Genomic DNA, 26335 nt, shown 5'->3' with positions numbered 1-26335 from the left:
CCTCGCCGGGCCTCCAGGGAGCCGCGAGCGCCGGAGGCTCATCAGTCGATGGGGGGCACCGGGATCTCCGGCGGGACGAGGAAGAAGACCTTGCGGGTGCTCAGCGTGGTCACGCTGTCGCCGGTGACGACGATGTTCGCCGTGAACACCTGCGGCTCCGTCGTCGGAGGCACCGAGACGTTGGTCTTCGGGATCACGTCGAAGCAGACCGTGGGCCCGGGGAACACGTTGGTATAGGTATCCGCGACGCCATCGACGTTCTTGTCGATGACCCTGAGGCCGGCGGTGCAGGGCGGAGGAGCGCTGTTGTTCGCGATGATCCTGTCGATGAACGCGCTCGCGGCGTCGACCGCGTCGGTCTCGTCCGCCACCGCCGCCGCCGAGATGTCGAGCGTGACATAGGTCGTGAGCACCTTGATCGCCTGCACGACGGCCAGGTTCAGCCCGTCGCCGCTGCTGGCGACCCGGAACACGAGCGGGCACTTGCCGCTCTCGATCGTCACGCCGCTCCCGTTCTCGCCGACGCAGCACTGCCCCACCGCGCACCGCGGCGGGCGCATGCCCTCCGGTCCCCACGCCGCCGGCGGGACCACCGAGCCCGTCGCCACCGCGCCGGCCGTCAGGTCGGCTTGCGCCTCGACCGAGCTGGAGGCGACCATGCCGATGAGCCGGCCTCCCACGCCCGTCACCGCCTGCAGCGCCTCCGAATAGGTCGGCGACTCCACCCTGGACTTGACGTAGTTGTGCTGTACGAACGTCCCGTTGTGGCTCGGCGTGTCGGTGATCATCACCACGATGGGCAGCGAGCCGAAGCGGAAGCCCACGCCGCCGATGGTCCCGACCGTCTCGCCCGCCGGGGTCATGCCCGGCGGAGCGCTCAGCCGATTGAACATGGGCACGTTGGCGCCGCCCTTGTTCGTGCCCGCCCCGGTCGCGATCTGATAAAGAGCCTCCCAGCCGCTCTCCGGAATATCGCCGCCGGCCTCGGCCTTGAGGTAGTTCACCGCGTCCTGCACCGACTCGCGCCCTGCCGGCGTGAGGACGCTCATCACCCGGTGCTCCAGGTAGAACGGCTGGTCGTTGCGGCCCCCGTAGGCGTCGATCGGGAAGTCCTTGTACTGAGTCACCCCGATGCCGATGTTCGGGATCTCCTTGGCGAGCTGATCGATCATCTCCTGGAGCGCGCCCTTCAGATTGTTGATCTGGCCGCTCATGGTCGCGGTGGTATCCATCGCGAACACCACGTCGGCCTGCGAGATGGTGGTCGAGAAATCCAGCGTGTCCTGCGCGGGATCCGGGCGGCTCTGATAAGGCACGATGAACACGAAATCCCCGCTGGCCCGCGGGTTGTCCAGGTCGTCGTTCGGGTCGGTGCCGGCGGCCTGCTCGATGAGATCGTTCACGCCGTCCTCGTCCGTGTCCTCGCTCGCGGTGCTGGACTCGCCCGGGTCGAGCACGCCGTCGCAATTGAGGTCCTCGAGCTCGTCGAGCAGGCTGTCGTTGTCGCTGTCCAGGTCGAGGAAATCGCCCCCGCCGTCCCTGTCGCTGTCGCTGGGCGGCTGCTCGAGCGCGCCGTCGCCACGCTCGATCGAATCGGGCCGGCAGTCACCGTCCGAGTCGAGATCTCGAAACGCCGGGATCCCGTCGCCGTCGACGTCGAACTCTCTCTCGAACCGATCCAGGATATCGTCGTCGTCGGAGTCCCTGTCACGGAAATCAGGCCAGCTGTCGCCGTCGGTGTTCACCGGATCGAGCGGGTCCGACCCGATCTCGACCACATCCAGGAGGCCGTCGCCGTCATCGTCGAGATCCACGTAATCGGCCGTTCCATCGCGGTCGCGGTCGCTGTCGCCGTCGTCCTCGTCGGGTAGCCCGTTGTTGTCGGAGTCCTCGTCGCGGTAATCCGGCACCCCGTCGCCGTCGCTGTCACGCGGCTCCGCTTCCCCTGGGAAGGGAGCGCCCTCGAGCTTGTCGGACAGCCCGTCGCCGTCGGAGTCGATGTCCTCGAAATCCGGCTGACCGTCGCGATCCGTGTCGACCGCCTCGTCGCGCCCTTCAACCGCATCGCTGATCCCATCGCCATCCGTGTCCACGCTCGGCAGCTCCGCCGGCGTCTTGTCGGACGGCGGCCTGTTCGCCGACGTGGCGTCGCAGCCGATCGGCGCGGAGAGCAACAGGCAGCAGAGCAGAGGGTGAAGACCGCGACGCATAGGAGCTCCCGCGCGAATGTGGGCGCGAAATCCTAGACGCTCCACGCAATCCGGATCAACCGACATTCCGCGGTGCGCCGGGGCTCTCCGCCCGTCATCAACCGCAGACGGATTGCCTCCCGCGGCCGCCGCGGAGCGCCGGCGCGCGCGTGCGCAGCGGCTTCTGCGAACCCGTCACGGCGGCACGTTGCATGGCGCCGCTCGCCGCGATCCGCCGCGGAGGCTCGACCGCTGCACCGGCGTCACCGGCGTCAGGGGAGCTTCAGCCGAGGCAGCGCGACGGTCATCGACTCTGCCGGCGCCCTCTCCCGGTAAGGGCAGTGGCGGCACTTGGAGTTACAGCAGTATCCCCGTTTCAGGTGATACGCCTCTGTGAAAACCACCCGGCCTCCCTCGAGGTAATAGTCTTCGCCTTCGACGGCCCTGGGAGGCTTCGGCCCGCTCATCTACCCTCGATCAAGCTACTCCGAAAGGCGCACCGGCGCCATCCGGCGCGCGGGCGGCTGGACGGCGCGCCGGCTCCACGACGCCCGCCCGCCGCCCGTGCTACGCCTGCGCCGCCCGCCGCACACCGGTGCGCCGCCGGGTCCGCCCGCGATGCCCGATCGATCCTGCTCGAAGCTCCTCCGCGCCCTGCTCCCGCTCCTCGCCGCCGCCGGCTGCGATGGCTGCCCGAGCTCCAAGCCCTACACGCCTTACACGCTCGGCTCGGCGGCGCCCTCCGGCTCCCCGCCCCCGCTGAGCGGCGTCGGCCCTGGCGCGGCGACCGCCGGCCCCGAGGCCGACGCCGGCGCCCCGGACGCCGCCGCGCCTCGGTTCGCGGTCGTGCCGAGCGTCCCGGCGCCGGAGGGCGGCAAGCGATGGCCCCTCGAGGGCGGCCCCGTGGCCGCGGCGCCGACCGGGCGCACGTTCGAGACCGGGCTCCTCCTCGACGTCGACGGGGACGGCGCGCGCGATCTCGTCGCCTGGGCGCGGTCGCCCGACGGCCTGCGCGGCGAGCTCCTGCTCGCGCCCGCCGCGCGGCCGCAGGCGCTGCGCACGCTCGCCGCGCTCCCCGGCGATCTGGACGCGCAGGGGTGCACCCCGCGCGTCGGCCTCAGCCAGATCGGCCCCTCCGCGCTCGCCTTCGATTTCGCCCCGCAGTGCGGCGGCGCTCACCGCGGCGCCGCGGGTACGGGCCCCACGCGCTGGATCGCCGTGATCCGCCTCCCCGGGCCCGCCGCGGGCGCGGGCGCGCCGCCGGAGCTCGCCCTGGAGCTCCGCCTCCGCGCGCCGCCTGCGGAGGAAGCACTCTCCGCCTCCCTGGAGGTCACCGACCGCGACGCAGACGGCCGCGACGACCTCATCGTCTCGGTCAGCCTCTCCGGGGCCCTGCGCCCGTTCCCTGCCCCGGCGGGCGCCGCGTCCGAGGTCCGCGCCCCGCTCGTCTTCCTGGATCGCCCCGCCGGCCTCTCGCGCGACGCGGCCCAGCCCGGCGAGACGCTGCGCGCCCTGGCCGCCTCCCTGCTCCGGGACGCGCGCGGCAAGTCGACGGCGCCGGCCGTCGCCGCCTCCGCCCAGCGGCTGCGCCGGTTCCACGCCGCCCTCTGCGCCGACGCCGAAAGCGGCGCCGGAGCGACCACGGGCCGCGACGCCGTACGCGCCGGCGAGTCCCTCGTCTGGACGGGCGCTGGCCCGGTGCGCTGCGGCGAGCCGGGGCTCGCGGCCGCCATCGGCCACGCGGAGGCGGTCGCGGCGTCCACGCGGGGCGCGCCGCTCGCGGCCGTCGCGGCGCTCGACCGCGGCGGCGCCGACGCGCGCACCAAGGAGGACGGCAAGCTCCTCGCGAAGCTCGCGCCGCCGGCGACCGCCGCGGCCGTGTACCGCACCGCCGCGGCCCCGCAGCCGACCAGGACCGGCGCCTTCGGCCCGCTCGCGTTCGAGGCGAGCGGCGCCCTGCTCGTCAGGACCGCGCAGGGCGTCGTCCGCGTCGACCCGGCCACGTCCACCGAGTCCGCGACGGACATCCCTCCCTGGCCCGCCGCCGTCCACGCCGGGCCCGCGGAGCTCGTCGCCGTCGAGCGGCGCTGCGACGTGCCCACCTTGCTCGCGCTCTTCCGCAGCTCGCCCGATGCCGTCGGCGAGATGGAGGTCCCGCTCCCGCTGCTCCGCGGCCAGGGGCCTCGCGCCCGGCCCGGCGCGGCCGCGCCCGAGCGCTGCGCCGGGACGGAGCGCCTGCCCTTCGTCCCGCTCGCCGCGTCCGAGCGCGGCTTCGACATCGCCCTCGGCGCCGCGCTGATCTCGATCGACCTGCGCGCGGCGGCGCCGGCCTCGTCCGCGCTGTCGTTCCCGCTCACCACGCCCGCGCCTCAGGGCGCGGCGCGGTCGCCCGACGGCGCCACGCTGGCGATCCCCGCCGCCGGCGGGCTCCTCGTTGCGACCGCGGGCGGCGCCGCGCGCCTCTGGACGGGCGGCGACCTCGCGCAGGCGACGGCGTGCGCGCCGGCCAACGGAGGCGCCCGCGTCGCGTGCGTCGCCGGCGCGGCCGCCGTGATCTTCGAGGCGAAGTGACCTCCGTCGGCCCGTGGGCGCGCCCCGCCCCCGGAGGGTCAGCCGAGCGTCAGCCGGAGCTCAGCCCTTGTTGACGCGCTCCAGGTACTTGCCGTCGGCCGTGTCGATCTTGATCCACTCGCCCTCCTTCACGAAGAGCGGGACGTTGACGGTCGCGCCGGTCGACACCGTGGCGGGCTTGGTGGCGCCGCTCGCCGTGTCGCCCTTGATGCCCGGCTCGCTGCTCACGATCTGGAGCACCACGTGCGGGGGCATGCTGACGCCGATCGGCAGCCCGTTGAACAGGGTCACGTCGATCGACATCCCGTCGCTCAGCCACTTGGAGTCATCGCCGATCTTGTCGCCGGGGACCGTGAGCTGCTCGCCGGTCGCCGCGTCCATGAACACGAAGTCGGTGCCCTCCGGATAGATGTACTGGAGGCTGCGCTCCTCCACGTCCGCCGGCTCCAGCTTCTCGCCCGATTTGTACGTGCGCTCGAGCACCGCGCCCGTCGCCATGTTCCGGATCTTGACGCGGGTGAACGCCTGCCCCTTTCCCGGCTTGACGAACTGGAAGTCGATGACCGAGTAGGGCTGGCCGTCGACCATAAACTTGAGGCCTTTTCGGATGTCGCTTGTGTCCATGGGGAGAGCTTCCTGGTAGCGTAAGGGCGGCCTGTCGGCGAGGCCGGGGATCCGCGTCCGCGGCACCCTGGCGCGGCTCGGGGGTCCGCGTTCGCGGCCCCTTCCACGGGTCGGGGGTCCGCGTTCGCGGCCCCCTTAGCACGAGCACAGCCTCCTGCACAGGGCACGGTTTCAGGACCTGAAAATGCACGACTTCGACGACGAGCTCAGGGAGATCAAGCGTGAGATCGTGGAATCCCGTGGGCTCATCATCAAGACGAACAACCTCACGAACGCCCTCGCCGCGGATCTGAAGAGCATCTCCAAGCGCCAGATGGCGTACGAGCGGCGCGCCTTCTGGAACAGCGCGAGCGCGAACCTGCTCTTCGTGATCGTGGTGATCGGCGTGGTCAAGCTCGCCTGGGACGCACGCGTGGACGCCGTCCAGGCCGAGACCAAGGGCGCGCGCGACCGCATCGCGAAGCACGAGGCCGATCTCAAGGAGATGCAGCAGCGGAGCGACGCGCGCGCCAAGGCCGAGAGCGACGCCGCGGCGTTCTACGAGCTCATCCGCGCCGAGCGGCGACAGGAGGTGATCGAGGGCTTCGAGGCGCTGCGCAAGGCGCCGCTCACCCGGGCCGAGCTCGCGTTCTTCTCGGACTCGGTCGACAAGTCGCGCTCGGAGCTCTCGATCAAATCGTACCAGACGGGCCTCGATCACATGCGGACGGGCCGCTGGCACGAGGCCGCTGTCGCCTTCGAGGACGCCATCCGGCAGAAGGAGACGGCGTCGCACACCCCGTCGGCCCGCCTCAACCTGGCGCGCGCCTACCGCAGGCTGAACCGGCAGCGCGACGCGATTCCGCTGCTCATGACGCTCTCCGAGGCGTCGCCCGATCGGGAGGTCATGGATGACGCGACCTTCCTCCTCGCCGAGTGCCTCCTCGACATCCAGGCCTGGAACGACGCGAAGACGACCTTGCGGTCGTTCATCCGCCGCTTCCCGGACAGCGCGTACATCAACGACGCGCGCCTCGCGCTGGCCGACGTCTCGCTCCGGCACTGACGCGCGCCGCCACGGCCGGCCGGCGCCCTCCACGCAGCGCCGCGGCGGCGGGACGACGTCAGGACCCGCGCCGCACGTCGATCCGGCGCGGCTCGTCCTTCTTCTTGAACCAGCTGGATCGGAGCTGCCGGCGGAGGCCCGACGCGAACAGGCAGTCGCGGAACGCGTTCTGCTCGAAGGTCACCGCGCTGTGCGCGAGCGGGACCTGGATGAAGATGGCGCGGCCATCCAGGAGCTCCTTGCGCGTGAGCTCGCCCGGGCGCCGCTCGTGCAGGCAAGCGACGCCCTGCGCCTCGAGCGCGCGCTCGAGCTCGAGGTTGAGCCGCCGCACGTCGCCCGCGACGAAATGGCTGATGAGCTTGTGCCTTTCCCGCCCCGAGCGGCCCTTCCGCTCGAGCACCCAGTCGCGGAACGCGTCGACCTCGCCGTACAGCGCGTCGAACAGGTACACCTCGTTCACCTCGCAGCCGCCGTGGCGCAGGCACGCGGCCGCGACGCGGTATCCGCCCGAGTGCGCCGACAGGCAGAGCGTCCCGAGCCTCGCCTGCCGCGGGATGGCGCGATCGCCGAGCGCCCGCCGCGCCGAGGGGCTCGCGAGCACCGACGCGAGCTCGCCGCAGAGCCGCCGGAGGCCGCCCTTCTGCCCCAGCTTGCCCGGGGGCGACTCCGCCGCGTTCACCGCGCACTGCGGCACCACGAGCACCGCGTTCTGCTTGCTCTCGTGGAGCTGCTCGCGGAGCTTGTGCGCCGCGATGGCCCGCTCCGCGGTCGTGACGTGGCCGTGGAAGTGGATCACGAGGTCGAGCTCATCGCTCTCCGGCGCGCGGTAATGGGCCGGCACGAAGACCATCGCCGTGGCGTCCTGGTAGGGCGCCCCGTCGCAGGGAAACGGCGCGTTCGACAGCTCGATCTTCAGCGTCACGCCGATGTCCGACGCCTCGACGGCCCTCACCCTGGAGGCCGCCCTGGCGAGCGCCGGCGCCCAGAGCCCCGGCGCGGCCAGGGCGCCGCCCGCCGCGCCGAGCGCTCGGAGAAAGGCCCGGCGGCCGAGCGCCGGTGTTGCGATTCGGGACATCCTGGCGACCTCGTCCCGCGCCTATCACCGACGTTCGACCCCGGCCAAGAAACCGCGGCTCGTCAGGGCTGACTTACGGCGGCGGAGCTGACCTGCGCGAGCAGGTCCTGGATGCGCCGGACGAGCTTCGCCGGCTCCTGCACAACGCCCTCGACGAGGAGGGCTTGGTCGAGGAGGAGCTCGGACCACTGCTTCACCCGCTCCGAGCCGGGCTCGCGCCCCGCCAGGATATTGAGGTTCTTCACCACCGGGTGGCCCGGGTTGAGCTCCAGGATCCGCTTGGATTCCCCGGTATTCTGGTCGATGAGCTTCATGATCCGCTCGAAGTTCGCCCCTGGGTCCCCCTCGGCGGCGACGAGGCAGCTCGCGCTGTCGGTCAGGCGCCGCGAGACGCGCACGTCCTTCACCCGGTCGCCCAGCGCCGCCTTGACCGCCTCCACGGCCGCGTCGACCGACGCCTCCGGCTCGTCCTTCTTCTCCGGCTCGGCGCCGAGGTCGACATCGCCGTGCATCACGCTCTTGAGGCGGCGCTTGTCGAACTCGTTCAGCGACTGCACGAACCACTCGTCGACCGGATCCACGAGGAACAGCACGTCGTAGCCGCGCTTCCGGAACGCCTCGAGGTGCGGGCTCTGCTCGACCGCGTGGCGGCCGAGCCCCGTCACGTAATAGATCTCCTTCTGCGCCTCCGGCATCTTCGCCACGTAGTCGCGGAGCGAGATGACCTTGCCGGCCTCCGTGTTCATCGACTCGAACCGGCAGAGCTCGGCGATGGCGTCCTTGTTCTTCCAGTCGTTGGTGACCCCCTCCTTGATGACCCGCCCGAACTCCTTCCAGAAGGCCGCGTAGCGCTCGGGCTCCGACTCGGAGAGGTCCTTGAGCGACTTGAGCACCTGCTTGACGATCTGCTGCTCGATCTGGGAGAGCGTGCGGTTCTCCTGGAGCATCTCGCGAGAGACGTTCAGCGAGAGGTCCTCGGAGTCGACGACGCCGCGCAGGAAGCGCAGGTACATCGGCGTCAGCTTGTCGCAGTCCTCGACGATGAGGACGCGCTTCGCGTAGAGGCGCACGCCCCTGCGGTCCTTGTGGAACATGTCCGCCGGCGCCTTCTCGGGCACGTAGAGCAGGGCGTGGAACTGAACGGGCGCGTCGATCGACAGGTGCACGGTGAGCAGCGGCTTCTCCCCCTCGTGGCCGCCGGTCACGTGCCGGAAGAACTCCGCGTGCTGCTCCTCGGTGATCTGCGACTTGGGCAGCGTCCAGAGCGCGGCCGAGCGGTTCGCGACCTCGTCGTTCACCTTGATGGGGAAATGAACGAAATCCGAGTACTTGCGGATGATCTCCTTGATCCGCCACACCTTCGTGTACTCGCGCGCGTCGTCCTTGAGGTGAAGGACGATCTTCGTGCCCGGGTGCTCGCGATCGCCGGAAGCCACGGTGAAGGAGCCCGCGCCGGACGAGCGCCACAGGACGGGCTCCGCGCCCGGCAGCATCGAGCGGGTCTGCACGTCGACGCGCGAGGCGACCATGAACGCGGCGTAGAAGCCGACGCCGAACTGGCCGATGAGCTGGAGCTTGCCGCCGTCCTTCTTCTGCTTGGCGGCCTCGGCGTTGGCCTTCAGGAACTCCAGCGACCCCGAGCGGGCGATGGTGCCGAGGTTCTGCACCACCTCGTCCCGGGTCATCCCGATGCCGTTGTCCTCGATGGTGAGGGTGTGGGCGGCGTCGTCGAGCGTGATGAGGATCGCGGGCTCGCCGGATTGTTCAGCGACGCCTTCGCGCGTGAGGGCCAGGAAGCGGGCCTTGTCGAGCGCGTCCGACGCGTTCGAGATGAGCTCGCGGAGGAAGACCTCCTGGTTTGCGTAGAGCGAGTTGATGACCAGCGCGAGGACCTGCTGCACCTCGGCCTGGAAGGGGAGCTCGACCGCGCCGGCGGCCTTGGCCTCCTCGGACGGGGTCGACGCGGGCGTCTCCGGGCCCGGGGCCGCACCCGAAGGCTCGGCAGAGGGCGTGGAACCGCTGGTTTCGGGGTTCGGGCTTTCCGTGTTCATGTCGGCGACCAAATGCATCCGATTTTCGAAAGGGCAATCCCCCGGCGCGCGCGGAGCGCGCCACGGGGCGTCCCCAGAACGCGCCGCGGTGTGTCGCCACGCTCCGAGCGCGCTCCGCGGCCAGCTCGGGGCGCCGCCGCCGCGGCGCCCCCGGCCGAGGTGAGGGGCTCACCAGGCCGCGGGCCGACGCCTGCGCCAAGGTCGGGATCTGCGCGCCGGGTCGTCACGTTCAGGTCGCTGTGCGCGATCCCCGCATCCTTGCCCGGCTTTTCCGGTGGGTAAGGGTTTCTTCATCAGGTCGCCGGAGCTAGATTCACCGGCGTTGCACCCTCGCCGTCGTGGAGATCTGTTGTGGTAGCACTTCTCCGTGCAGTACTCCGTGTTCTCCCGGCAACCGGCGTGCTGGCCGGGGTGCTGGCGCTCGCGGGGTGCGGCGATCGGGGCAAGACGGCCGAGCAGGACGTGAAGCGTCCGCCCGCCGTGCTCCAGTTCGACGGCTATGTCTACGTCCCGACCGGGACGAGCGATTTCAAGATCCTCGAGCGCGTGCGGACGCAGACGCGATCGGTGTTCACGGGGCTGCGGAAGTCCCGGGTGATGGTGAGCCGCCGCGAGGTCCAGGGCGCGACGACGGACAACTTCGCCAAGGAGGCCGTGACCGTCGTCGACGCCGCGGGGCACCGCACCCTCGCGCTCCGCGTGCGGTACCGCTTCGTGGCCCGGCCGGAGGTCGCGAACGGCATCGACGATCGCAAGGAGCTCCCGCTCGGGCTCCTGCACCGGGAGGATGACGAAGTCGCGGAGCGCATCCACGAGGAGTGCACGCCGCCCCAGGAGCGGAGGAAGGGGGGCGCCAGCGCCGTCGGCCTCGACTTCGATCCGTCCCTTCCGAGCTGCAAGGCCGCGATGACCGCGGAGCAGGCGGCGATCGACGCGGCGCGCGCGAAGGTGCCCGAGCTCGCGGGCGGGCCGCCGGCCTCCGCCAAGGACACCGTGGTCCCGCTCGAGGAGGTGCAGCGCGTGTACATCCCGACCCAGGTGACCGTCGAGCTCCGCGATCGCAAGCCGGGCGAGGTCGCGCCGCGCTTCGTCCCGGTGGATCGACCGGAGAAAGAGGACGCGCGGGTCGCGACCGCGGCGCCGGGCGGCGCCGAGGGCGCCGAGGGGCTCGAGCCGGCGGCGGTGATCATCGACCCGGATCTCAGGATGGAGCGGACGCCCGAGGAGAAGGCGATCGCCGAGGGGACCCTGCTGCCGAAGATGCCCGTGGCCGGCGGCACGGGCGCCGTGAGCGGCGGGAGGCGGCTCGAGGTCGTGAGCCCCGCGGTGGCGCAGGCGCAGCAGCGCAAGGTGGAGACCGCGACCGCGAACGAGCGCTTCGAGATCCCGTTCGAGACGCTGACCGACCCGAAGTTCCTGGTCGTCTGGCTGAGCCTGCTGATGGCGTATCCCATCCTCCGGGGCGATCCGCGGAAGAAGCGCTGACGCGCGCCGCGAGCGCTGGCGCGCCGCGGCGCACCTCGCCGAGAGGGGCGACGGCGCGGCGCTCGGACCGGCGCGGGCACAGGCCGCCGCGGTCGCGGGAAGCGTCCGCTACCATGCCCGCCATGATGCTTCGCCTGATGAAGAGGTTCGGCCTCGCGTTCGTGGAGACCACGACCGAACGCGCCCGCCGGGGGCCCGCGCGCCCGAGCTGGGGCTTCGGCTTCGAGTGGGTGGTCCGCTTTCTCCGCCTGGATTTCATCCAGCTCCTCGACCGGCCCTATTCAGAGGTCAGGGCCGAGCTCGACGCGCGCCCGTACTCCCAGAAGGCCGTCCGGCGCGTGAAGCGCACGGTCGACACGTTGAAGGGCGTCCCCGCGGTCTGGTTCGAGCCTCCGGGCGCGGCGTCGCGCGGTGTCGTCCTCTATCTCCACGGCGGCTCGTACCTGTTCGGCTCCACGAAGACGCACGCGGACCTCATGGCGCGGCTCGCGCTGGCGAGCGGCGCCCGCGTCGTGGGCATCGACTACCGGCTCGCGCCGGAGCACCGCTACCCCGCGCAGCTCGAGGACGCGCTCGCGGCCGTGGACGCGCTGGTCGAGCGCGGCCATGCGCCGGGGGAGATCGCGCTCGCCGGAGACTCCGCGGGCGGCAACCTCGCGCTCGTCACGCAGCTCGCGCTGCGCGATCGCGGCGCGCAGGCGCGCTGCGCCGCGCTCATCTCCCCCTGGCTCGACCTCACCTCGAGCAGCGCCTCGGCGCGCGCGAACGACGCGACCGATTACGGTACCCGGGAGGGTCTCCTGCGCCAGGCGCGCGATTTCGCGGGCGCGACCCCGCTCGACGATCCCCGGCTCTCGCCGCTCCACGCGCGCCTCGACGGGCTGGCCTCGCTGTTCATCCAGGTCGGCGACGCCGAGCGACTCCACGACGAGGGCCATGAGCTCGCGCGGCGCGCCCGCGAGGCGGGCGTCGACGTCACGCTCGACGTGCTGCGGGACATGCCCCACAACGGGCCGGTGCTGGCCGACTTCCACCCGGAGGGCGCGCGGGGCACGGACACGCTGGGCGCGTATCTCCGAGCGAGCCTGTCGCCGGGCACCCGCGTGGGCGACGCGGCCTGATGCGGAGCTCGCTCCGGGGCGCTGTGAGGCGAGGTGTTGCCGTGAGCGGGCGGCGCGCGTAGGGGATCGCGCCGTGGGGCTCGCCTCGAGGGCCCACGGAGGAGACGATGACCCCTTCCCAGGACCTGGTCGAGCTGGCAGAGCGGCTCGCGGACGCCAGCGGCGCCGTGATCCGGCGCTATTTTCGAAAGGGCATCGAGGCCGACGACAAGGCGGACGCGAGCCCTGTCACGATCGCCGACCGCGAGGCCGAGGCGGCGATACGCGAGCTCCTTGCCGCGCACGCCCCGGGCCATGGGATCGTGGGAGAGGAGTTCGGCCGCCAGAACGAGGGGGCGGAGCTCGTGTGGGTGCTCGATCCCATCGACGGGACGAAGGCGTTCATCACGGGCAAGCCGCTCTTCGGCACGCTCATCGCGCTGCTGCACCGGGGCCGGCCGGTGCTCGGCGTCATCGATCAGCCCGTCCTAGGCGATCGCTGGCTCGGCGTCCTGGGCCGCCCGACGCTCTGGAACGGCGCGCCGGCGCGCGTCCGCGCGTGCGCGGGGCTGCCGCTCGCGCGCCTCTCCACCACGGGCCCGCAGTACTTCCCGCCGGCGAAGGCCCGCGCCTTCGGGGAGGTCGCGTCCCGGGCCAAGCTCGTGAGCTACGGCGGCGATTGTTACCAGTATGGCCTCGTGGCGAGCGGCAGCATCGACGTGGTCGTCGAGTACGGCCTCAAGCTCCACGATTTCGCGGCGCTCGTCCCGGTGATCACCGGCGCTGGAGGGGTCATGACGGACTGGGAAGGGCGCCCGCTCGACGCCGCGAGCGCCGGTGACGTGGTGGCCGCCGGCGACCCGCGCACCCACGCCGAGGTGCTCGCCGCGCTCCGCGCCGGCGATCCCCGGCACGGCGCGCGCTGACGCGCGCCGACGTTGGAGCGGCGGCGCCTCACGCCCGGAGCCCTCGGAACTGGAGGGTGAGGGAGCTCTTCAGCACGGGATCGAGCGCCGCGCCGAGCGTCACGAAGCCGCTGAGCCAGGACAGGAGCGCCGCGAAGTAGAGGGCGAAGATGTTGTGCGCCGCGGCGAGCGGGTCGATGTCGCCCGCGACCTCGCCGCGCGCCTGCGCGTCGCGCACGAGGCCCGCGACGCGGTGGAGGAACGCGAACGTGAGCGCGTTCAGCCGCTCTCCGTTCGGACCCGACGCGCCGGGGAACGCCTTCACGAACGCCTGCGACACGAGCGGCTGCTCGCCGTACATCGCGAACAGCCGCTGGAAGACGTGGAGCAGCTGCGCGAGCAGGGGCTCTTTGCGCGGCAGCGCCTCGAACGCCGCGTCGACAGCGGCCGCGAGCCGGTCGTGCATCACCATCATGAGCAGGTCGGCCTTGTCGCGCGCGTGCACGAACACCGTCCCCGTCGCGACCTCCGCGCGCTCGGCCACCGCCTTGGTCGTCGTGTCGTCGTACCCGAGCTCGGTGAAGAGCGCCCACGCGGCGTCCCGGATCCGCCGGCGGGTGTCGAGCTTCTGCTGGGCGCGCCCGCCGCGCCCGGGCGCCGGCGCGATCGGCGCGGACGCGACCGGCGCCGGCGCAGCCGGAGCTCGCGGCGCCGCGGCTCGCTTCCGGCGCTTCGTCGCGCCTGGAATGACCTTGCTCATCGACCGGGCAATCTGTTGCCGCGGATGCCTCCCCGTCAAGCGGAGATCTCCTTGACAGAACGAGCGTGAAGAATGACCATAGTCAGTGACTGAAGTCATCGAACGAGGGTGGTGCCATGGCTCTTGTGCATTACGACGAAGGCCTCACGATGCGGGAGGCGCGGGCGCTCTACTTCGAGGTGAACCGCTTCGGTGCGGACGGCGGGTATGGCGACGCGTGGGTCGACTTCAAGCTCGGTCCGCTCCCCGTCCCGTTCCCGAACACCCGGGCGCGCGTGCGCGCCGTGCGTTACCACGACCTGCACCACGTGCTGACGGGCTACGACACGAACGCGATCGGCGAGTTCGAGATCGCGGCCTGGGAGCTCGGCGCCGGCTGCAAGGGCTTCGTGGCGGCCTGGCAGCTCAACCTGGGTGGCCTCTTCGCGGGGCTGCTCTCGGCCCCGCGCCGGACGGTCCGCGCGTTCTTCCGCGGCCGCCGCAGCGAGAGCCTGTACGGCCGGCCGTTCGAGGCGCTGCTCGATCGAGAGGTCGGCGAGCTGCGCAGGGAGATGCGCGTCGATGAGCCATCGGCCGGCCCGGCGACGCTCGACGTCCTCTGGCTGGCGCTCGCGAGCCTCGCGGGGCTCGTGGTCGGCGTCCTCGGGTTCGCGACGATGCTCGTCGTGGCGCCGATCGGGATCGTGAACCTCGCGCTGCGCCGGCACCGCGCGCGCAACGCCGCGGAAGCCGGGGCCTGAGGCGAGCAGCACGCCGGCCGTGACAGCGACGGCAGGCGCCGCTGCGGCGCCGCAAGCGTGCCTCACAGCGACGCCGCGACCCAGCTCACGGCAACGGCCCAGCCCTCGCCTCGCCCCGCTGGACCACGACCCGGGTTGGCCGCGTGCCCGGCATGGCGGCGGCCGTCCAGAACCGCTCGGCTATCCGCTCTGGAACTCCCAGTCTACCAGAACCGGGCGGGTCGAAGGCGCATGGACTGCGCAATTGGGCGCAGGACTACGATGACCGCTCCGGAACGCCTTCAACCCCTTCAGGACAGAAGCCGGCCGACGTCGAGCAGGCTGGTGGATGCTTATCGAAGCTCACTTTCTACGGCCCGTACCAACTCACTCGGATCATCGAGCGCCGCGATGGCCTCGTAGATGGCCTCATGAAGTTCTCCGGGCTCGTCGATGAGGGCGAACGCCAAGGCTGATGCTGCGCGAGCTTTAGAGAATAACCGCAGAGCTTCAGACTTTTTGGACTCCTCCCCCTCCTCATTGAGCAGAAAGTACTCATCATCAAAACAAGCAGCTAGACCTTCGAGCCGCTGCCGAAGGTCTGGCTGTCCGGCGGCTCCACCACGAAGTGCAGCCAAGCCAAGGCCGACTTCTTGGCCTGCAAGATCAGCCAACGAAGCCGCCAGCTCACACGCGACGACCGCTGCTTGTCTGCGCTTGGCCGATGATGCTCTGCGAAAGCTCTCGGCCAATGTCGGAGACACCGAATCGAGTCGGAACACTGATTCCATCACGGCACCTTCAGGGGTGTTACGGGTCGCGCTCCCGCACCTTCAATGAGGGCTGCGCAAGAAGGGCAGATTGGACGAGTCGCGCCAACTTCGCGAAGCCGCAGCTCGCTGTACGCCCGCCAGCTCGCAAACGACTCGCTCCCCCTGACGGGCCGGGCAGCTCGGTGGTCTCCCTCCAAGACCGGCCGGCCTCGTTGTAGTCAACTTGCACAATGACGCCATTCGGGCTCGACATCCTCACCAGCTTGCTGACCCCGTGTGACCCGTCATCGTACGTCCATCGCGTCAGCCCGTCCACCTCCTGACGCACCATCGGCCGGCCACCTCATCGTGGCAGTACAGCGTCGTCTGCTCCTTATTGTCCGTCTCCGACTGGACCTGATCACAACGGACCGCTATCGCGCGTCAACGGTGGCGCGGAACTCGTCGACCAGCCTCCAGAACAGTTCCCAAGCTTCCTCGTCGCTCCTGGCGGCTTCACGGATCGCGGCGATGGGCCCACACGACGCACTCCATCCTTTCGTCTCCCAGAGATAGGCGCCAAAATCATGGACGAAGTCCGCAACTCGTTCCTGGATGTGGTGATGGCGCAGCGCCAGGGAGTACCCACATAGAAGCTGCTCGATATTCTGCAACTGCATAGCGCGCTGAGACTCATCGCCTCCGACATACATTCCGGGTCGCTTGCGAATTTCATCGAGCACCTCGAACACCGATGCCATCGATCCCTCCTCAGAAGCCAAAGTCGAGCACGTCACCGTACTCCCAGAGCTGCTTGTAAGCCGACGTCGTCATACCGTTCGGGCCGGTGAGCGCGTCGTAGACCATGCCGACTTTGGTCACGACGTGATGGTTGTTCCAGCCGAGAGCCTTGTTACCCGCGGGGTTGACAAAGTCGCCCGCAGAGTTGCGTATCCTTCCCAGGAATCTGCCCGGACCCGCAAGGACCTTGACCTCGCCTCCGATCGCTTTCTGGATCGCTTGCGCAACGGCTTCACATCCGTATTGGCAAGCTTTAGCCCCGGGCTCGAAGGCTTTCCACGCCTGGCCGCCGACCCGTACTCCCTTTGCGGCCCCGACCGACTCCTCCAGCGCCTCGACGCCCGCGCGCGCCGCGCTCCCTGCCTTGCCGACCGCACCGGCGGCCTTGCCGGCGAGCTTGATGACGACGCCCACGCCGACCACGCTCAGCGCGTCGAGGGCGACCGCGAACGCCTTGTCCCTGGGCGTGGCACGCGGATCGCTGAACGCCATCAGGCTGCTCATGCCAGGGACGGGGATCAAGCCCATCGCCGCACGCGTCATCTCCGGCGACAGCGACCATACGGCGATAGGTCTATCCTGCCCGAATACGTCGCGCCCAGCCTGCCCCAGCGAGCTGTGCGGGTTCCATCTCGACCCGAGCGCATAGTCCGACCGTAGATCGGACACATCGAGGACGAGGATGACATCCAATGCTGGAGGACCTGGCTCGCGATTGCCGAACGGCTCGCCCGACGGCGGATCCTTCTCGACGCCTGGCACGTCAACCGTCCCCACCTCGACCTTAACGCATCCCGGGCCGGGGACACAGTTGTCGGAGGTCGGCGTGGGAGGCGTCCCACCGTCCATCGAGTAGAAGAAGTCCTCGCCTATCGCCTGGTACCCGGTGGGATCCACGAAGCTCAGCGGATTGTTGAACGCATAGCTGTAGCGGTTCAAGCTCTGCGAGAAGAACGGCGCCTGGATGAACGGATCCGCCGACAAGAACCTCCCCAGCGCCGGATCGTAGATCCGCCCTCGCATGTTGATGAGCGACAGCTCCTCCTCGTCCTCATGCCCGGTGAACCCGACCGTCTCGCGCGGAGGCGCCGCGGCCGGTCCACCGGTTGCCCAATCGGGATTCCGGCGCTGTCCAAATGGGTCGTAGCTGCGCCGCTCGACCACCTCCCCCAGCTCGTCCGTGATCACGCCCGCGGACCCCTCGTGCCCTGGATGCAGGTAATGCTCGCCGCGCTTCTCCTCGCCCGCGGCGTCGATCGCGATCGTCTTCACCGCGATCACGCCTTCCGGCCCCACCACGTGCATCTTGTGCGTCACGCCCCCCGCCGTGTGCTCGTGCCGCTCGTACAGCCCGCCCACGTACGTCGTCATCTGCGCCGGCGACACCTTGCGCGCGCGCTGCCGATCGCCGTCGTACTCGTACGTCGTCGGCCCGTGCTCCGCCTCGATCCGGCGCGGCTTGTCGAACGGCGTGTACGTGATAGTCGCCGACGCGTTGCTCGCGCCGCGCACATCAATCGGGCGGACGGTCTGGTTGCCGTTCGCGTCGTACTCGTACGTCTTGCCGTTCGCGTGCCCCACGGCGTGGGGTCGATCGCCGTCGTACTCGTAGCTGCCCACGTCCGACTTGTACGTGATGTTGCCGAAGTCGTCGTACTCGTAATGATAGAGCGGCGTCGCCTCGTCTCCGAGGTAGACGTCCTCCAGCCGGTCCAGCTCGTCGTAAACGAATGTCTCGGTCAACCCTTGCAGATGGTCTCTCCGACGCTCGACATTCCGATTCCCGTCATACCCATACGACAGCCGCTGCAGCGTGATCACCGTCGAGAGCGGCGCTGACGAGGCTAGTTCAGCCCCGCCGGGCCGGGAGCCAACCGGCGTCCCGCACTAGCCATGCATCTCGCAAAACCCGGCCAGTATCGGGCGGACTCCTACATCATTCATCAGGTGTCGATGCGGGCAACATACGGATAATCATGGATTCAATATCATCAATGACTCGACCAACATCCAACCTGTCTTCCGGAGAGATTGGCTGTTCCCTAACGACACTCAACGAGTAAATTTCTTCGAGCACACCCCACTTCGACCAGAATTCGTCGACCCACTCCTGAGGGACTTTCTGCAGCGCATGACGCAGCGACTCTAGACTTGATATAAGCCAGGCGAGATCGATGACGCCTTTGCGAAACGTCTCGATTTGGTGCCGCATAGATTCGAGCTGGCGGCGGTCATGGTCGTTCATTAAAACACCGTGACGACGCGACCGTTAGTCGCGTCGACGCTTACGTTGAACTTATTAACCGGATCCCGGTAGATGATGGTACCGCGTCCCGCTTGGGGTGTCGCCACTCCATGCTCAATAGCGTTTTGTACGACCGAAGGCGTGAACCCACGCTCCTGCATGCGATCCAACGCGTGTCCTGAAAAGTCTCGACCCAATAGCGTGGTCGGGGCATTTCGCGGCTTCGGGGCGCTCGGGTTTGGGAACGTCACCTGCTGTCCGCGTCGCCCAACAGGTGTAGCCGCTGACGCGGCATCGTCGATCAGCCCTGCTCCCCTTGCGGCCCCGACCGACTCCTCCAGCGCCTCGACGCCCGCGCGCGCCGCGCTCCCTGCCTTGCCGACCGCACCGGCGGCCTTGCCGGCGAGCTTGATGACGACGCCCACGCCGACCACGCTCAGCGCGTCGAGGGCGACCGCGAACGCCTTGTCCCTGGGCGTGGCACGCGGATCGCTGAACGCCATCAGGCTGCTCATGCCAGGGACGGGGATCAAGCCCATCGCCGCACGCGTCATCTCCGGCGACAGCGACCATACGGCGATAGGTCTATCCTGCCCGAATACGTCGCGCCCAGCCTGCCCCAGCGAGCTGTGCGGGTTCCATCTCGACCCGAGCGCATAGTCCGACCGTAGATCGGACACATCGAGGACGAGGATGACATCCAATGCTGGAGGACCTGGCTCGCGATTGCCGAACGGCTCGCCCGACGGCGGATCCTTCTCGACGCCTGGCACGTCAACCGTCCCCACCTCGACCTTAACGCATCCCGGGCCGGGGACACAGTTGTCGGAGGTCGGCGTGGGAGGCGTCCCACCGTCCATCGAGTAGAAGAAGTCCTCGCCTATCGCCTGGTACCCGGTGGGATCCACGAAGCTCAGCGGATTGTTGAACGCATAGCTGTAGCGGTTCAAGCTCTGCGAGAAGAACGGCGCCTGGATGAACGGATCCGCCGACAAGAACCTCCCCAGCGCCGGATCGTAGATCCGCCCTCGCATGTTGATGAGCGACAGCTCCTCCTCGTCCTCATGCCCGGTGAACCCGACCGTCTCGCGCGGAGGCGCCGCGGCCGGTCCACCGGTTGCCCAATCGGGATTCCGGCGCTGTCCAAATGGGTCGTAGCTGCGCCGCTCGACCACCTCCCCCAGCTCGTCCGTGATCACGCCCGCGGACCCCTCGTGCCCTGGATGCAGGTAATGCTCGCCGCGCTTCTCCTCGCCCGCGGCGTCGATCGCGATCGTCTTCACCGCGATCACGCCTTCCGGCCCCACCACGTGCATCTTGTGCGTCACGCCCCCCGCCGTGTGCTCGTGCCGCTCGTACAGCCCGCCCACGTACGTCGTCATCTGCGCCGGCGACACCTTGCGCGCGCGCTGCCGATCGCCGTCGTACTCGTACGTCGTCGGCCCGTGCTCCGCCTCGATCCGGCGCGGCTTGTCGAACGGCGTGTACGTGATAGTCGCCGACGCGTTGCTCGCGCCGCGCACATCAATCGGGCGGACGGTCTGGTTGCCGTTCGCGTCGTACTCGTACGTCTTGCCGTTCGCGTGCCCCACGGCGTGGGGTCGATCGCCGTCGTACTCGTAGCTGCCCACGTCCGACTTGTACGTGATGTTGCCGAAGTCGTCGTACTCGTAATGATAGAGCGGCGTCGCCTCGTCTCCGAGGTAGACGTCCTCCAGCCGGTCCAGCTCGTCGTAAACGAATGTCTCGGTCAACCCTTGCAGATGGTCTCTCCGACGCTCGACATTCCGGTTCCCGTCATACCCATACGACAGCCGCTGCAGCGTGATCACCGTCGAGAGCGGCGCTGACGAGGCTAGCCGGCTCGTCGTGCTCTCGCTCACCAGCCCGGTGGCCGCCACGTACTTCCGCGAGGTCGTCACCCCGTTGCCGAAGCGCTCCAGGGTGGGCCGATTCGCCGCATCGGCCTCCTCCCACCGCCATAGCTCACGGTTGGTTGCCGATTCCTCCACGGCCGTCAGGTGGCCATAATCGTCATAACGGTAGTCCACGGAGAACGGCGCGTCATCGTCCGTGGCGGGATACGCCACCCGGCGGAGCTCGCCCCGGGCGTTGTACGCTCGCCGGATCGCAAACGGCTCGCTCCCCCCTGACGGGCCGGGCAGCTCGGTGGTCTCCCTCCAAGGCCGGCCGGCCTCGTCGTAGTCAACTTGCACGATGACGCCATCAGGGCTCGACATCCTCACCAGCTTGCCGACCGCGTGTGGACCTTCATCGTACGTCCATCGCGTCAGCCCATCCACGTCCTGACGCACCGTCGGCCGGCCCACCTCATCGTGGCAGTACAGCGTCGTCTGCGCCTTGTTGTCCGCCTCCGACTGGACCTGATCGAAGGCATCGTAGACGAAGCTCCGCCCCCCCGAATCCGGGTTCCACGTCGACGTCACGCGTCCGTACGCGTCGACCACGTGCACGAGCGCGTCACCCCGCGCGTCCGAGATCCGCAAGAGCCCGCCGAACGGCCCATAGTGGTACTCCGTTGTCTCGTGGCGCGCGTCCTCCGCCCGCACCACCTGCCCTCGGCCGTTGCGGACCACGCTGCTCTGCTGCATCCGCCCGTTCGTGACCGTCGTCCTCGTCCCAGCATACGCCATCGAGATCGTCACGCCATCCGGCTCGACCACCGAGGCGGGCCGCCGGCGGCGGTCGTAGGCATACTTGGTCTCCGTCTTAGACAACACGCCGGCCCGGGACGGCAACGACTCGCTGCGCACACCGCCAAATCCCCAGTAGCGCCGGCGTTTTTCGGTCACCTGCCCCCTCAGCCCGTGGCGCTGCGTCCAGAACGGGCGACCGAGCCGGTCGAACCGCGTCGCTGACGTCGCGCCCGTCGTCTCCTGGGCATGCGCCGTGACCAGCCACTCGGGACCCACCCGGTCGCGCGTCAGCCAGTGCGTCGTCGAGCTCCCATCCGGGCGGTGCTCTCGTCGCAGGTTGCCAAAGGCATCATAGATCCACCACGTCGTGTGGCCGTTGGGATCGACGACCGCAGCCAGTTCACCCAGGTAAGGATGGTACTTGAAACGCGTCGTATGACCGAGCCCGTCCCGCATCGCATGGAGGAACCTACCGTCGGGCTCGTACGTATATACGGTCTGACGCGTGACACCATGGGCGTCGACCGTCGTCGAGCGCTCGACGTTTCCGTAATCATCGTAGTCGAGGTGGGTGTCGAGCCAGTGGGCTTCCTCCGAGGGGTGCCCTCTCGTGATCCGCGTCGGCAGGCCCGTGGTGGTATCGTAGATCGTCTCGCCCGTGCGGACTTGAGCGCCCTCGGCGCTGACATCCGTCGTCGTGACCACGCGGCGCAGACCGACCAGCCAGGAGTCGGTGTGGTTATCATACGTCGCGACCGTCGTTGTCGACGGAATCACCACGTCGACGGAGGGAGCCCAGGCTCGCGTCGCCTCGGTCGTCGGATTGCCAAAATCATCCACCTGCCTGTTGATGTCCGCGGCTCGATACGGAATGTTCTCGGCATTGAGGAGCTCTTCCGCGGCAAACACCCGTCCGAGCTCGAGCGCCGTCCACTGGAGGCACTCGTGGTCGCTGTGCTGCTCGCGATCCTGATAGACGAAGTGGCTCGCGCCGCCGTTCGTCGCGCGCACCTTCCAGCTCGCCCGGTCCATCGACAGCCACATCCCCGACGGAGCGCTCGGATCCGGCCCGCAGCTGTCATGCCCGAAGGTGAGCGTCAGGATCGGCCGCCCCGCGTACGGATAGGTCCGGGTCGACGCATCGAAGGCCGTCGGGTCGTAGACCGTCCGCGTCCACGCGACGCTCCCGCTGACAGGATAACCGTCGACAGAGCCGCTGAAGTCGTCGATGTGCCTCGTACGGCGAACGTGCGCGCGAAAGCCGAGCCACCCGCGGCCGTGTCGATCGACGAATGCGTCCTCGTAAGAGTGTGCCGTGAGCCGTCGGTTCGTCGCCCCCGTCTGGTTACCGGGCTCGGTGCTGACGTCCTCCAGATGCTGGGCCACCACGTACTTCGGCCCGACGAACCGCTTGCACGGGTAGCTGCAAAGTGCGCCAGCGCCCGCGTGAAGGCGGTAGACGGCATCCGGATCGGTCCCGTGTTCGAGCGTCATGCTCGGGTCGTAGGAGCGGATCAGCGGCGCATAGTCGATGGTGACGGTCGGCGGATCCGACCCACGGCTCTGCCAGATCGCGACGGGATCGAAGTCATTGCCGCCGTCACGGATACTGACGACCGCATCCGGTTTCCCGTCAGACGGAGCGCGATGGAGTCGTACCCGGAAATTCCCGTCATGAACGGTCACCAGGTCATGAAGCCCGTCGCCATCAACATCGGCGATCCGCGGACCTTGCCGGCTCGGCCATTCGGCGTTCGCATGCTCGTGAGGAGCGGGTTCGTAGGGAATCCCGGGGTCTTGGACGTGGAAGGCTCGTCCCGACGGCGCCGCCCTGAGAAGGGAGAACTTCTTGAAATTACCATCAAAGGGCCAATCGTAGTCCGATGGTACCAGCAGATCCTCACGCCCATCGCCGTCATAGTCAAGGACGAGGCTCGCCTGCAAGTTATGTCGCTGCACCACGAATTCGCTGGGTGTCGCGACCCCGTGGTACACAAAGGATCCTCCATGGTTGAGCCAAAGAGACAAGCTGTAGTAGTCGGCCTCGAACTCCCTGCTCGCCACGAGGTCTTTCAGGCCGTCCCCGTTGACGTCCACAGGCACCAGCGCCTCGCGGTAGTCCAAGCTTGCATCGATTCCGCTGCTCGCCAGCTCGGCCCATCCACCGCTGGAGTGTGGCTTCTTCGGCCACCAAAGGGTCTCGAATTTCCACGACTCAGGGTCCTCACAGCCTTCGATGACGTACGGCCCATAATCCGTGCAACGAAACAAGAGAATTTCCTGCGCTCCGTCATCGTCGACGTCGATCGGGACAACTGGCATCGCGATGCTGGTCCCGTCGAGCTCTGGTATGATGACGCGCGGACCGAAGCCATGGCCATCGTGCAGGCGGTACCCCCACTGACCACCACACATCTCGGGCTCGATAGGCAGGCAGACTTCGTGATTACCGGGCCAAAAATCGAATTCGAAGAGATCTTTGATTCCATCTCCATTCAGATCGACCAGGTAAATTCCCGTGGTTAGATAATCCAACACGGTGGCCACATCATAAAATAAGAGTGTTCTCGGCGAGCGAGGGATTCCCGTATCCCGAATCTGAAACCCGGTCCCAGTCGACTCGAGGACACGCCAGGTCGGTGACATGTCCGCAAGGAGAAGGTCGGACTTGCCGTCTTGATTGTAGTCGATCGGGAATCCGCGCTGATAGTCGTGCACCTGGTACTCATCTGCGGACGGGGTGCTCGTCCGATACGTCTTCGAGAGATGCTTGCTCTGTGTCCCTTCCCGGCCAGCATCGACGCCGAGCGCGAAGTTCCACCGCTCGAAGTCAGGGTAGACGACATCGTCCCTTCCGTCCCCGTTCATGTCCATCACGACGACTTGGGAGGCAGGGCGGTACTCGCCGATCTTCGGTGTGGTGGCCGTCGTGTCGATGATCTCCCCGAATCCTGCCTCTGCCTCGGACCACCCGAACCGCGTCGGGCGCTTGCACGCGCCCTCCGTGCACTCGGTCACGCCCTCCAGGAGGCTGTGGCCGCTGCCTTTGCTCCGGGTGTACGTGAGATCGTAGCGGCGAAACAGCATGGAACCGGGATCCACGGTGACCATGATCCGCCGCAAGCGCCGTCCTACAGTCATCTCCAGCCCGTGCCTGTACTGCGTCATCACGTCCGGACGCGCCTCGTACTCGAACTGAACGCTCCTGCTGTGGGGGACCCCGCGCACATGGCCGCCGTAGCGGATTTCCGTCGGGTAGTGCTCGGCCGTACCGCCCTCGACCGAGATGCTCTCGTACTCGATATGCATGGAGTTGCCGACGCGGTCTTGAACAGCCCGGAGCGCCCAGCTCCGCGCAACGTTGCCCGTGAGCACCTGCGCGCTCGTTTGGGCGCCCCCATACGTGCGCTCCAGCCCGCTCTTCGTATAAACGGTGAACGAATCTGGCCCCGTGTACCAACCCGGCTCGTTCGACCCGCCATGGGAGACGACCTTCACGAAGGTGTCCGGGGAGGTGCGGTACTCCGTGCCGTCTTCCCCGTAGGTGCCGCTCACGGCGACGAGGCGGTGTCCGTCGAGGCAGAAGCGGTCATCGGGCGTGAGGGTGACCCCTTGCAGCGTCCCGTCGTCAGCATACGTGCGTCCGCAGCGGGCGATCGAGGACAGACCCTGGAGCGAAAACCCGACGCCGAGATATCCGTTGCCCTTATCGCTGTGATAAAGAATCCCCAGCTCGGGCTGCATCGCTGCTCGACCTGGAGCAACCTGAAGTGGAATCGAATAGACGGCCGCGCCGTCGCTGTCCCCGACCGTGAAGCTTCCGGGCGTCTTGCCGATCCCGTTCGCCGGCGCCAGCGTCTGAAATGACCAGTTGATGACGGCATGGGCAGCCGCCGGAGGGGTCACGCTGGGGGCGCTGTGCGGTCCTTCTTCGTCTCCCGCGATCGGGGCCCTGTAGGCCGGCGCCAGCCAGAATACGGTGTTGTCGTAGGGAGCCGCATCGACCGGCGCATCGGAAAGAGGCGGGCAGAGGCTCGTGCCCGCGCCCTGCGCGGTCCCGATCTCGCCGTCGCTGGTCAGCGCGCAGCCGGCTCCAAGCACGACGATGGCCTGGAGCGAAAGCGCTAGGCAGAGCACGGCGATCGAGTGACAGCGTGATCCGCGGCCCCTGTCCTCCCGCACGGAGAGGCGCTTGCATGCGATGTTCATCAAGGTGTTCCCCACACTCGCGTTGCGCCCTCCTCGCGGAAGGAATACGCGGCCGACATTGTAGTCCAACGTAATATGCGTATTATGCCGGGCGGACTCTGCTAGCAATCATCCCCGAGCGTCGGCGTCGTGCTCATCAGAGCCCCCGAGGCGCTCGAAGACGGCTGACGGCTCTGGCGCGCGTCGGGCCCCGCTGCGCACGCTCCGCCAAGGAAGTTGCCAGGGCTCGACAAGAGCGCGCTCCCGCGCCCGCGCCCGCCCCAGCTTGACCTGGCCCCCGCAACGCACGAGGATCCGCCTCGTGCCCCAGCGAAAGCGCTACCTCTTCGTCTGCGTCAACCGCCGCCCGGACGGCGTCCCCAAGGGCTCCTGCGCTCAGCGCGGCGCCGAGGGCATCCACGTGCAGCTCAAGGCCGCGCTCGCCGAGCGGGGCCTCGCGAAGGTCGAGGCGCGCGCCTGCTCCGCGAGCTGCCTCGACGTCTGCTGGGCGGGCCCCGTCATCGCGGTGGAGCCGGACGGCTACTTCTACGGCCGCGTGACCCCCGCCGACGTCCCGGAGATCGTCGACGCGCTCGCCTACGGCCGCCGCGTCGAACGGCTCGTGCTCCCGCCCGAGGACTTCACGGAGGCGACGGCCGCCCCGCCGCTGCCGGCGCCGCCCCGCGGCGCGCCCCCGCAGGCGTGATGGGCGGAGGCGTGATGCGCGGCTTCGAGTTCTGCGAGACCATGGCCGGGAGCTTCCACCTGGTCGACTCGCCCTCCGACGAGCGGCCCATGTCGTTCACGATCCGCGCGCGCTCGCGCGGCCTCCTCGACTTCCTGCGCAAGCCCGAGGTCGAGATCGAGGGCGAGATCGACGCCGAGGGCTTCGCCGATCACCGCTACCTCTCCGGGCGGCTCGGCCTCGACGTCGCGCGCACCGGGACCCTGCCCTACTCCTTCGAGTTTACCGCCAACGACGGCCGCCGCTGCGCGTTCGCCGGCCGTAAGACGGTGCGCCCCGGCGATCTCATGACGTCGATGACCGTCCTGCCCGGCGTCCTCGTCGGAGACGGCGGCGCCCTGATCGGCGAGGCGCTCCTCCGCTTCGACCTGCGGAGCGACCTGCTCCGGTTCCTGCGGAGCTTCCGGGCCACGAGGTAGCCAC

At 68.9% G+C, this 26335-nt stretch carries 19 protein-coding genes; 8 read left to right on the top strand and 11 right to left on the bottom strand.

Annotated elements, in window-relative coordinates; genetic code table 11:
* Positions 1 to 41: 41 nt before the first annotated feature.
* Both WMF46_RS49305 and WMF46_RS49300 read right to left on the bottom strand, forming a co-directional pair.
* Positions 42 to 2210, bottom strand: a complete 2169-nt coding sequence (locus WMF46_RS49305) for a VWA domain-containing protein (RefSeq protein ID WP_437983599.1) — start codon at positions 2208 to 2210, stop codon at positions 42 to 44.
* A 251-nt stretch (positions 2211 to 2461) separates the two neighbouring features.
* On the bottom strand, positions 2462 to 2656 hold the full coding sequence (locus tag WMF46_RS49300) for a DUF5522 domain-containing protein (RefSeq protein ID WP_437548232.1): 195 nt from the start codon (positions 2654 to 2656) through the stop codon (positions 2462 to 2464).
* Positions 2657 to 2807: 151 nt separating this feature from the next.
* Between WMF46_RS49300 and WMF46_RS49295 the strand changes: the two genes are divergently transcribed.
* Positions 2808 to 4760 carry a hypothetical protein gene (locus tag WMF46_RS49295; protein WP_437983598.1) on the top strand — a complete coding sequence of 651 codons (1953 nt, stop codon included), beginning with the start codon at positions 2808 to 2810 and terminating at the stop codon, positions 4758 to 4760.
* 60 nt (positions 4761 to 4820) lie between these two features.
* Here the strand turns inward: WMF46_RS49295 and efp are convergent, their stop codons facing one another.
* Entirely contained in the window at positions 4821 to 5384 is a 564-nt protein-coding gene (gene efp / locus WMF46_RS49290) for an elongation factor P (protein WP_437983597.1), read from the bottom strand.
* A gap of 184 nt (positions 5385 to 5568) precedes the next feature.
* Here efp and WMF46_RS49285 point away from each other — a divergent pair, with 184 nt between their 5' ends.
* Positions 5569 to 6429, top strand: a complete 861-nt coding sequence (locus WMF46_RS49285; protein WP_012241841.1) for a tetratricopeptide repeat protein — start codon at positions 5569 to 5571, stop codon at positions 6427 to 6429.
* A 58-nt stretch (positions 6430 to 6487) separates the two neighbouring features.
* On the opposite strand, the gene WMF46_RS49280 is transcribed toward WMF46_RS49285, so the two are convergent.
* Both WMF46_RS49280 and htpG read right to left on the bottom strand, forming a co-directional pair.
* Positions 6488 to 7504 (bottom strand): hypothetical protein, encoded by a 1017-nt coding sequence (locus WMF46_RS49280; RefSeq protein ID WP_437983596.1) that lies wholly within the window; start codon positions 7502 to 7504, stop codon positions 6488 to 6490.
* Between the two features lie 62 nt (positions 7505 to 7566).
* On the bottom strand, positions 7567 to 9555 hold the full coding sequence (gene htpG / locus WMF46_RS49275; RefSeq protein WP_437983595.1) for a molecular chaperone HtpG: 1989 nt from the start codon (positions 9553 to 9555) through the stop codon (positions 7567 to 7569).
* Positions 9556 to 9954: 399 nt separating this feature from the next.
* Between htpG and WMF46_RS49270 the strand changes: the two genes are divergently transcribed.
* The 3 genes from WMF46_RS49270 (at position 9955) to hisN (ending at position 13066) form a co-directional block, all read left to right on the top strand.
* A complete protein-coding gene (locus WMF46_RS49270) occupies positions 9955 to 11040 on the top strand; it encodes a hypothetical protein (RefSeq protein ID WP_437983594.1) in 1086 nt (361 codons plus the stop codon).
* A gap of 122 nt (positions 11041 to 11162) precedes the next feature.
* Positions 11163 to 12161 (top strand): alpha/beta hydrolase, encoded by a 999-nt coding sequence (locus tag WMF46_RS49265; protein ID WP_437983593.1) that lies wholly within the window; start codon positions 11163 to 11165, stop codon positions 12159 to 12161.
* A gap of 107 nt (positions 12162 to 12268) precedes the next feature.
* On the top strand, positions 12269 to 13066 hold the full coding sequence (gene hisN, locus WMF46_RS49260) for a histidinol-phosphatase (protein WP_437983592.1): 798 nt from the start codon (positions 12269 to 12271) through the stop codon (positions 13064 to 13066).
* Between the two features lie 28 nt (positions 13067 to 13094).
* Here the strand turns inward: hisN and WMF46_RS49255 are convergent, their stop codons facing one another.
* Entirely contained in the window at positions 13095 to 13805 is a 711-nt protein-coding gene (locus WMF46_RS49255) for a TetR/AcrR family transcriptional regulator (RefSeq protein ID WP_437983591.1), read from the bottom strand.
* Between the two features lie 116 nt (positions 13806 to 13921).
* Here WMF46_RS49255 and WMF46_RS49250 point away from each other — a divergent pair, with 116 nt between their 5' ends.
* On the top strand, positions 13922 to 14545 hold the full coding sequence (locus WMF46_RS49250) for a hypothetical protein (RefSeq protein ID WP_437983590.1): 624 nt from the start codon (positions 13922 to 13924) through the stop codon (positions 14543 to 14545).
* Positions 14546 to 14877: 332 nt separating this feature from the next.
* Here the strand turns inward: WMF46_RS49250 and WMF46_RS49245 are convergent, their stop codons facing one another.
* The 5 genes from WMF46_RS49245 to WMF46_RS49225 form a co-directional block, all read right to left on the bottom strand.
* Positions 14878 to 15315 (bottom strand): hypothetical protein, encoded by a 438-nt coding sequence (locus WMF46_RS49245; RefSeq protein ID WP_437983589.1) that lies wholly within the window; start codon positions 15313 to 15315, stop codon positions 14878 to 14880.
* Between the two features lie 395 nt (positions 15316 to 15710).
* Positions 15711 to 16037 carry a hypothetical protein gene (locus tag WMF46_RS49240; RefSeq protein ID WP_437983588.1) on the bottom strand — a complete coding sequence of 109 codons (327 nt, stop codon included), beginning with the start codon at positions 16035 to 16037 and terminating at the stop codon, positions 15711 to 15713.
* Positions 16038 to 16047: 10 nt separating this feature from the next.
* Complete coding sequence (locus WMF46_RS49235; protein WP_437983587.1) at positions 16048 to 17820, bottom strand: RHS repeat domain-containing protein; 1773 nt, start codon at positions 17818 to 17820, stop codon at positions 16048 to 16050.
* 193 nt (positions 17821 to 18013) lie between these two features.
* Positions 18014 to 18322: a hypothetical protein gene (locus tag WMF46_RS49230; RefSeq protein WP_437983586.1), complete on the bottom strand. Its 309-nt coding sequence runs from the start codon at positions 18320 to 18322 to the stop codon at positions 18014 to 18016.
* Positions 18322 to 25188, bottom strand: coding sequence for an FG-GAP-like repeat-containing protein (locus tag WMF46_RS49225; protein WP_437983585.1), 6867 nt, complete (start codon positions 25186 to 25188; stop codon positions 18322 to 18324). The genes WMF46_RS49230 and WMF46_RS49225 overlap by 1 nt, the downstream gene beginning before the upstream one ends.
* 301 nt (positions 25189 to 25489) lie before the next feature.
* On the opposite strand from WMF46_RS49225, the gene WMF46_RS49220 reads away from it, so the two are divergent.
* Both WMF46_RS49220 and WMF46_RS49215 read left to right on the top strand, forming a co-directional pair.
* Entirely contained in the window at positions 25490 to 25873 is a 384-nt protein-coding gene (locus WMF46_RS49220; protein ID WP_437983584.1) for a (2Fe-2S) ferredoxin domain-containing protein, read from the top strand.
* Between the two features lie 14 nt (positions 25874 to 25887).
* Positions 25888 to 26331: a hypothetical protein gene (locus WMF46_RS49215; RefSeq protein WP_272096930.1), complete on the top strand. Its 444-nt coding sequence runs from the start codon at positions 25888 to 25890 to the stop codon at positions 26329 to 26331.
* Positions 26332 to 26335: the final 4 nt, after the last annotated feature.

It is taken from the genome of Sorangium sp. So ce117, assembly GCF_051524395.1.
In the GTDB taxonomy this organism is placed as follows: Bacteria; Myxococcota_A; Polyangia; order Polyangiales; family Polyangiaceae; genus Sorangium; species Sorangium cellulosum_B.
The sequence above is the reverse complement of the archived record's forward strand: the minus strand, read 5'-3'. Positions and strand labels throughout refer to the sequence as shown.

Coding starts and splice junctions, on each gene's coding strand:
- WMF46_RS49245 (WP_437983589.1), bottom strand. CDS start 15,315: ATGGAATCAGTGTTCCGACTCGATTCGGTGTCTCCGACATTGGCCGAG.
- WMF46_RS49215 (WP_272096930.1), top strand. CDS start 25,888: ATGCGCGGCTTCGAGTTCTGCGAGACCATGGCCGGGAGCTTCCACCTG.
- WMF46_RS49240 (WP_437983588.1), bottom strand. CDS start 16,037: ATGGCATCGGTGTTCGAGGTGCTCGATGAAATTCGCAAGCGACCCGGA.
- WMF46_RS49225 (WP_437983585.1), bottom strand. CDS start 25,188: ATGAACATCGCATGCAAGCGCCTCTCCGTGCGGGAGGACAGGGGCCGC.
- WMF46_RS49250 (WP_437983590.1), top strand. CDS start 13,922: ATGGCTCTTGTGCATTACGACGAAGGCCTCACGATGCGGGAGGCGCGG.
- WMF46_RS49305 (WP_437983599.1), bottom strand. CDS start 2,210: ATGCGTCGCGGTCTTCACCCTCTGCTCTGCTGCCTGTTGCTCTCCGCG.
- WMF46_RS49285 (WP_012241841.1), top strand. CDS start 5,569: ATGCACGACTTCGACGACGAGCTCAGGGAGATCAAGCGTGAGATCGTG.
- WMF46_RS49300 (WP_437548232.1), bottom strand. CDS start 2,656: ATGAGCGGGCCGAAGCCTCCCAGGGCCGTCGAAGGCGAAGACTATTAC.
- htpG (WP_437983595.1), bottom strand. CDS start 9,555: ATGAACACGGAAAGCCCGAACCCCGAAACCAGCGGTTCCACGCCCTCT.
- WMF46_RS49230 (WP_437983586.1), bottom strand. CDS start 18,322: ATGAACGACCATGACCGCCGCCAGCTCGAATCTATGCGGCACCAAATC.
- hisN (WP_437983592.1), top strand. CDS start 12,269: ATGACCCCTTCCCAGGACCTGGTCGAGCTGGCAGAGCGGCTCGCGGAC.
- WMF46_RS49280 (WP_437983596.1), bottom strand. CDS start 7,504: ATGTCCCGAATCGCAACACCGGCGCTCGGCCGCCGGGCCTTTCTCCGA.
- efp (WP_437983597.1), bottom strand. CDS start 5,384: ATGGACACAAGCGACATCCGAAAAGGCCTCAAGTTTATGGTCGACGGC.
- WMF46_RS49255 (WP_437983591.1), bottom strand. CDS start 13,805: ATGAGCAAGGTCATTCCAGGCGCGACGAAGCGCCGGAAGCGAGCCGCG.
- WMF46_RS49265 (WP_437983593.1), top strand. CDS start 11,163: ATGATGCTTCGCCTGATGAAGAGGTTCGGCCTCGCGTTCGTGGAGACC.
- WMF46_RS49295 (WP_437983598.1), top strand. CDS start 2,808: ATGCCCGATCGATCCTGCTCGAAGCTCCTCCGCGCCCTGCTCCCGCTC.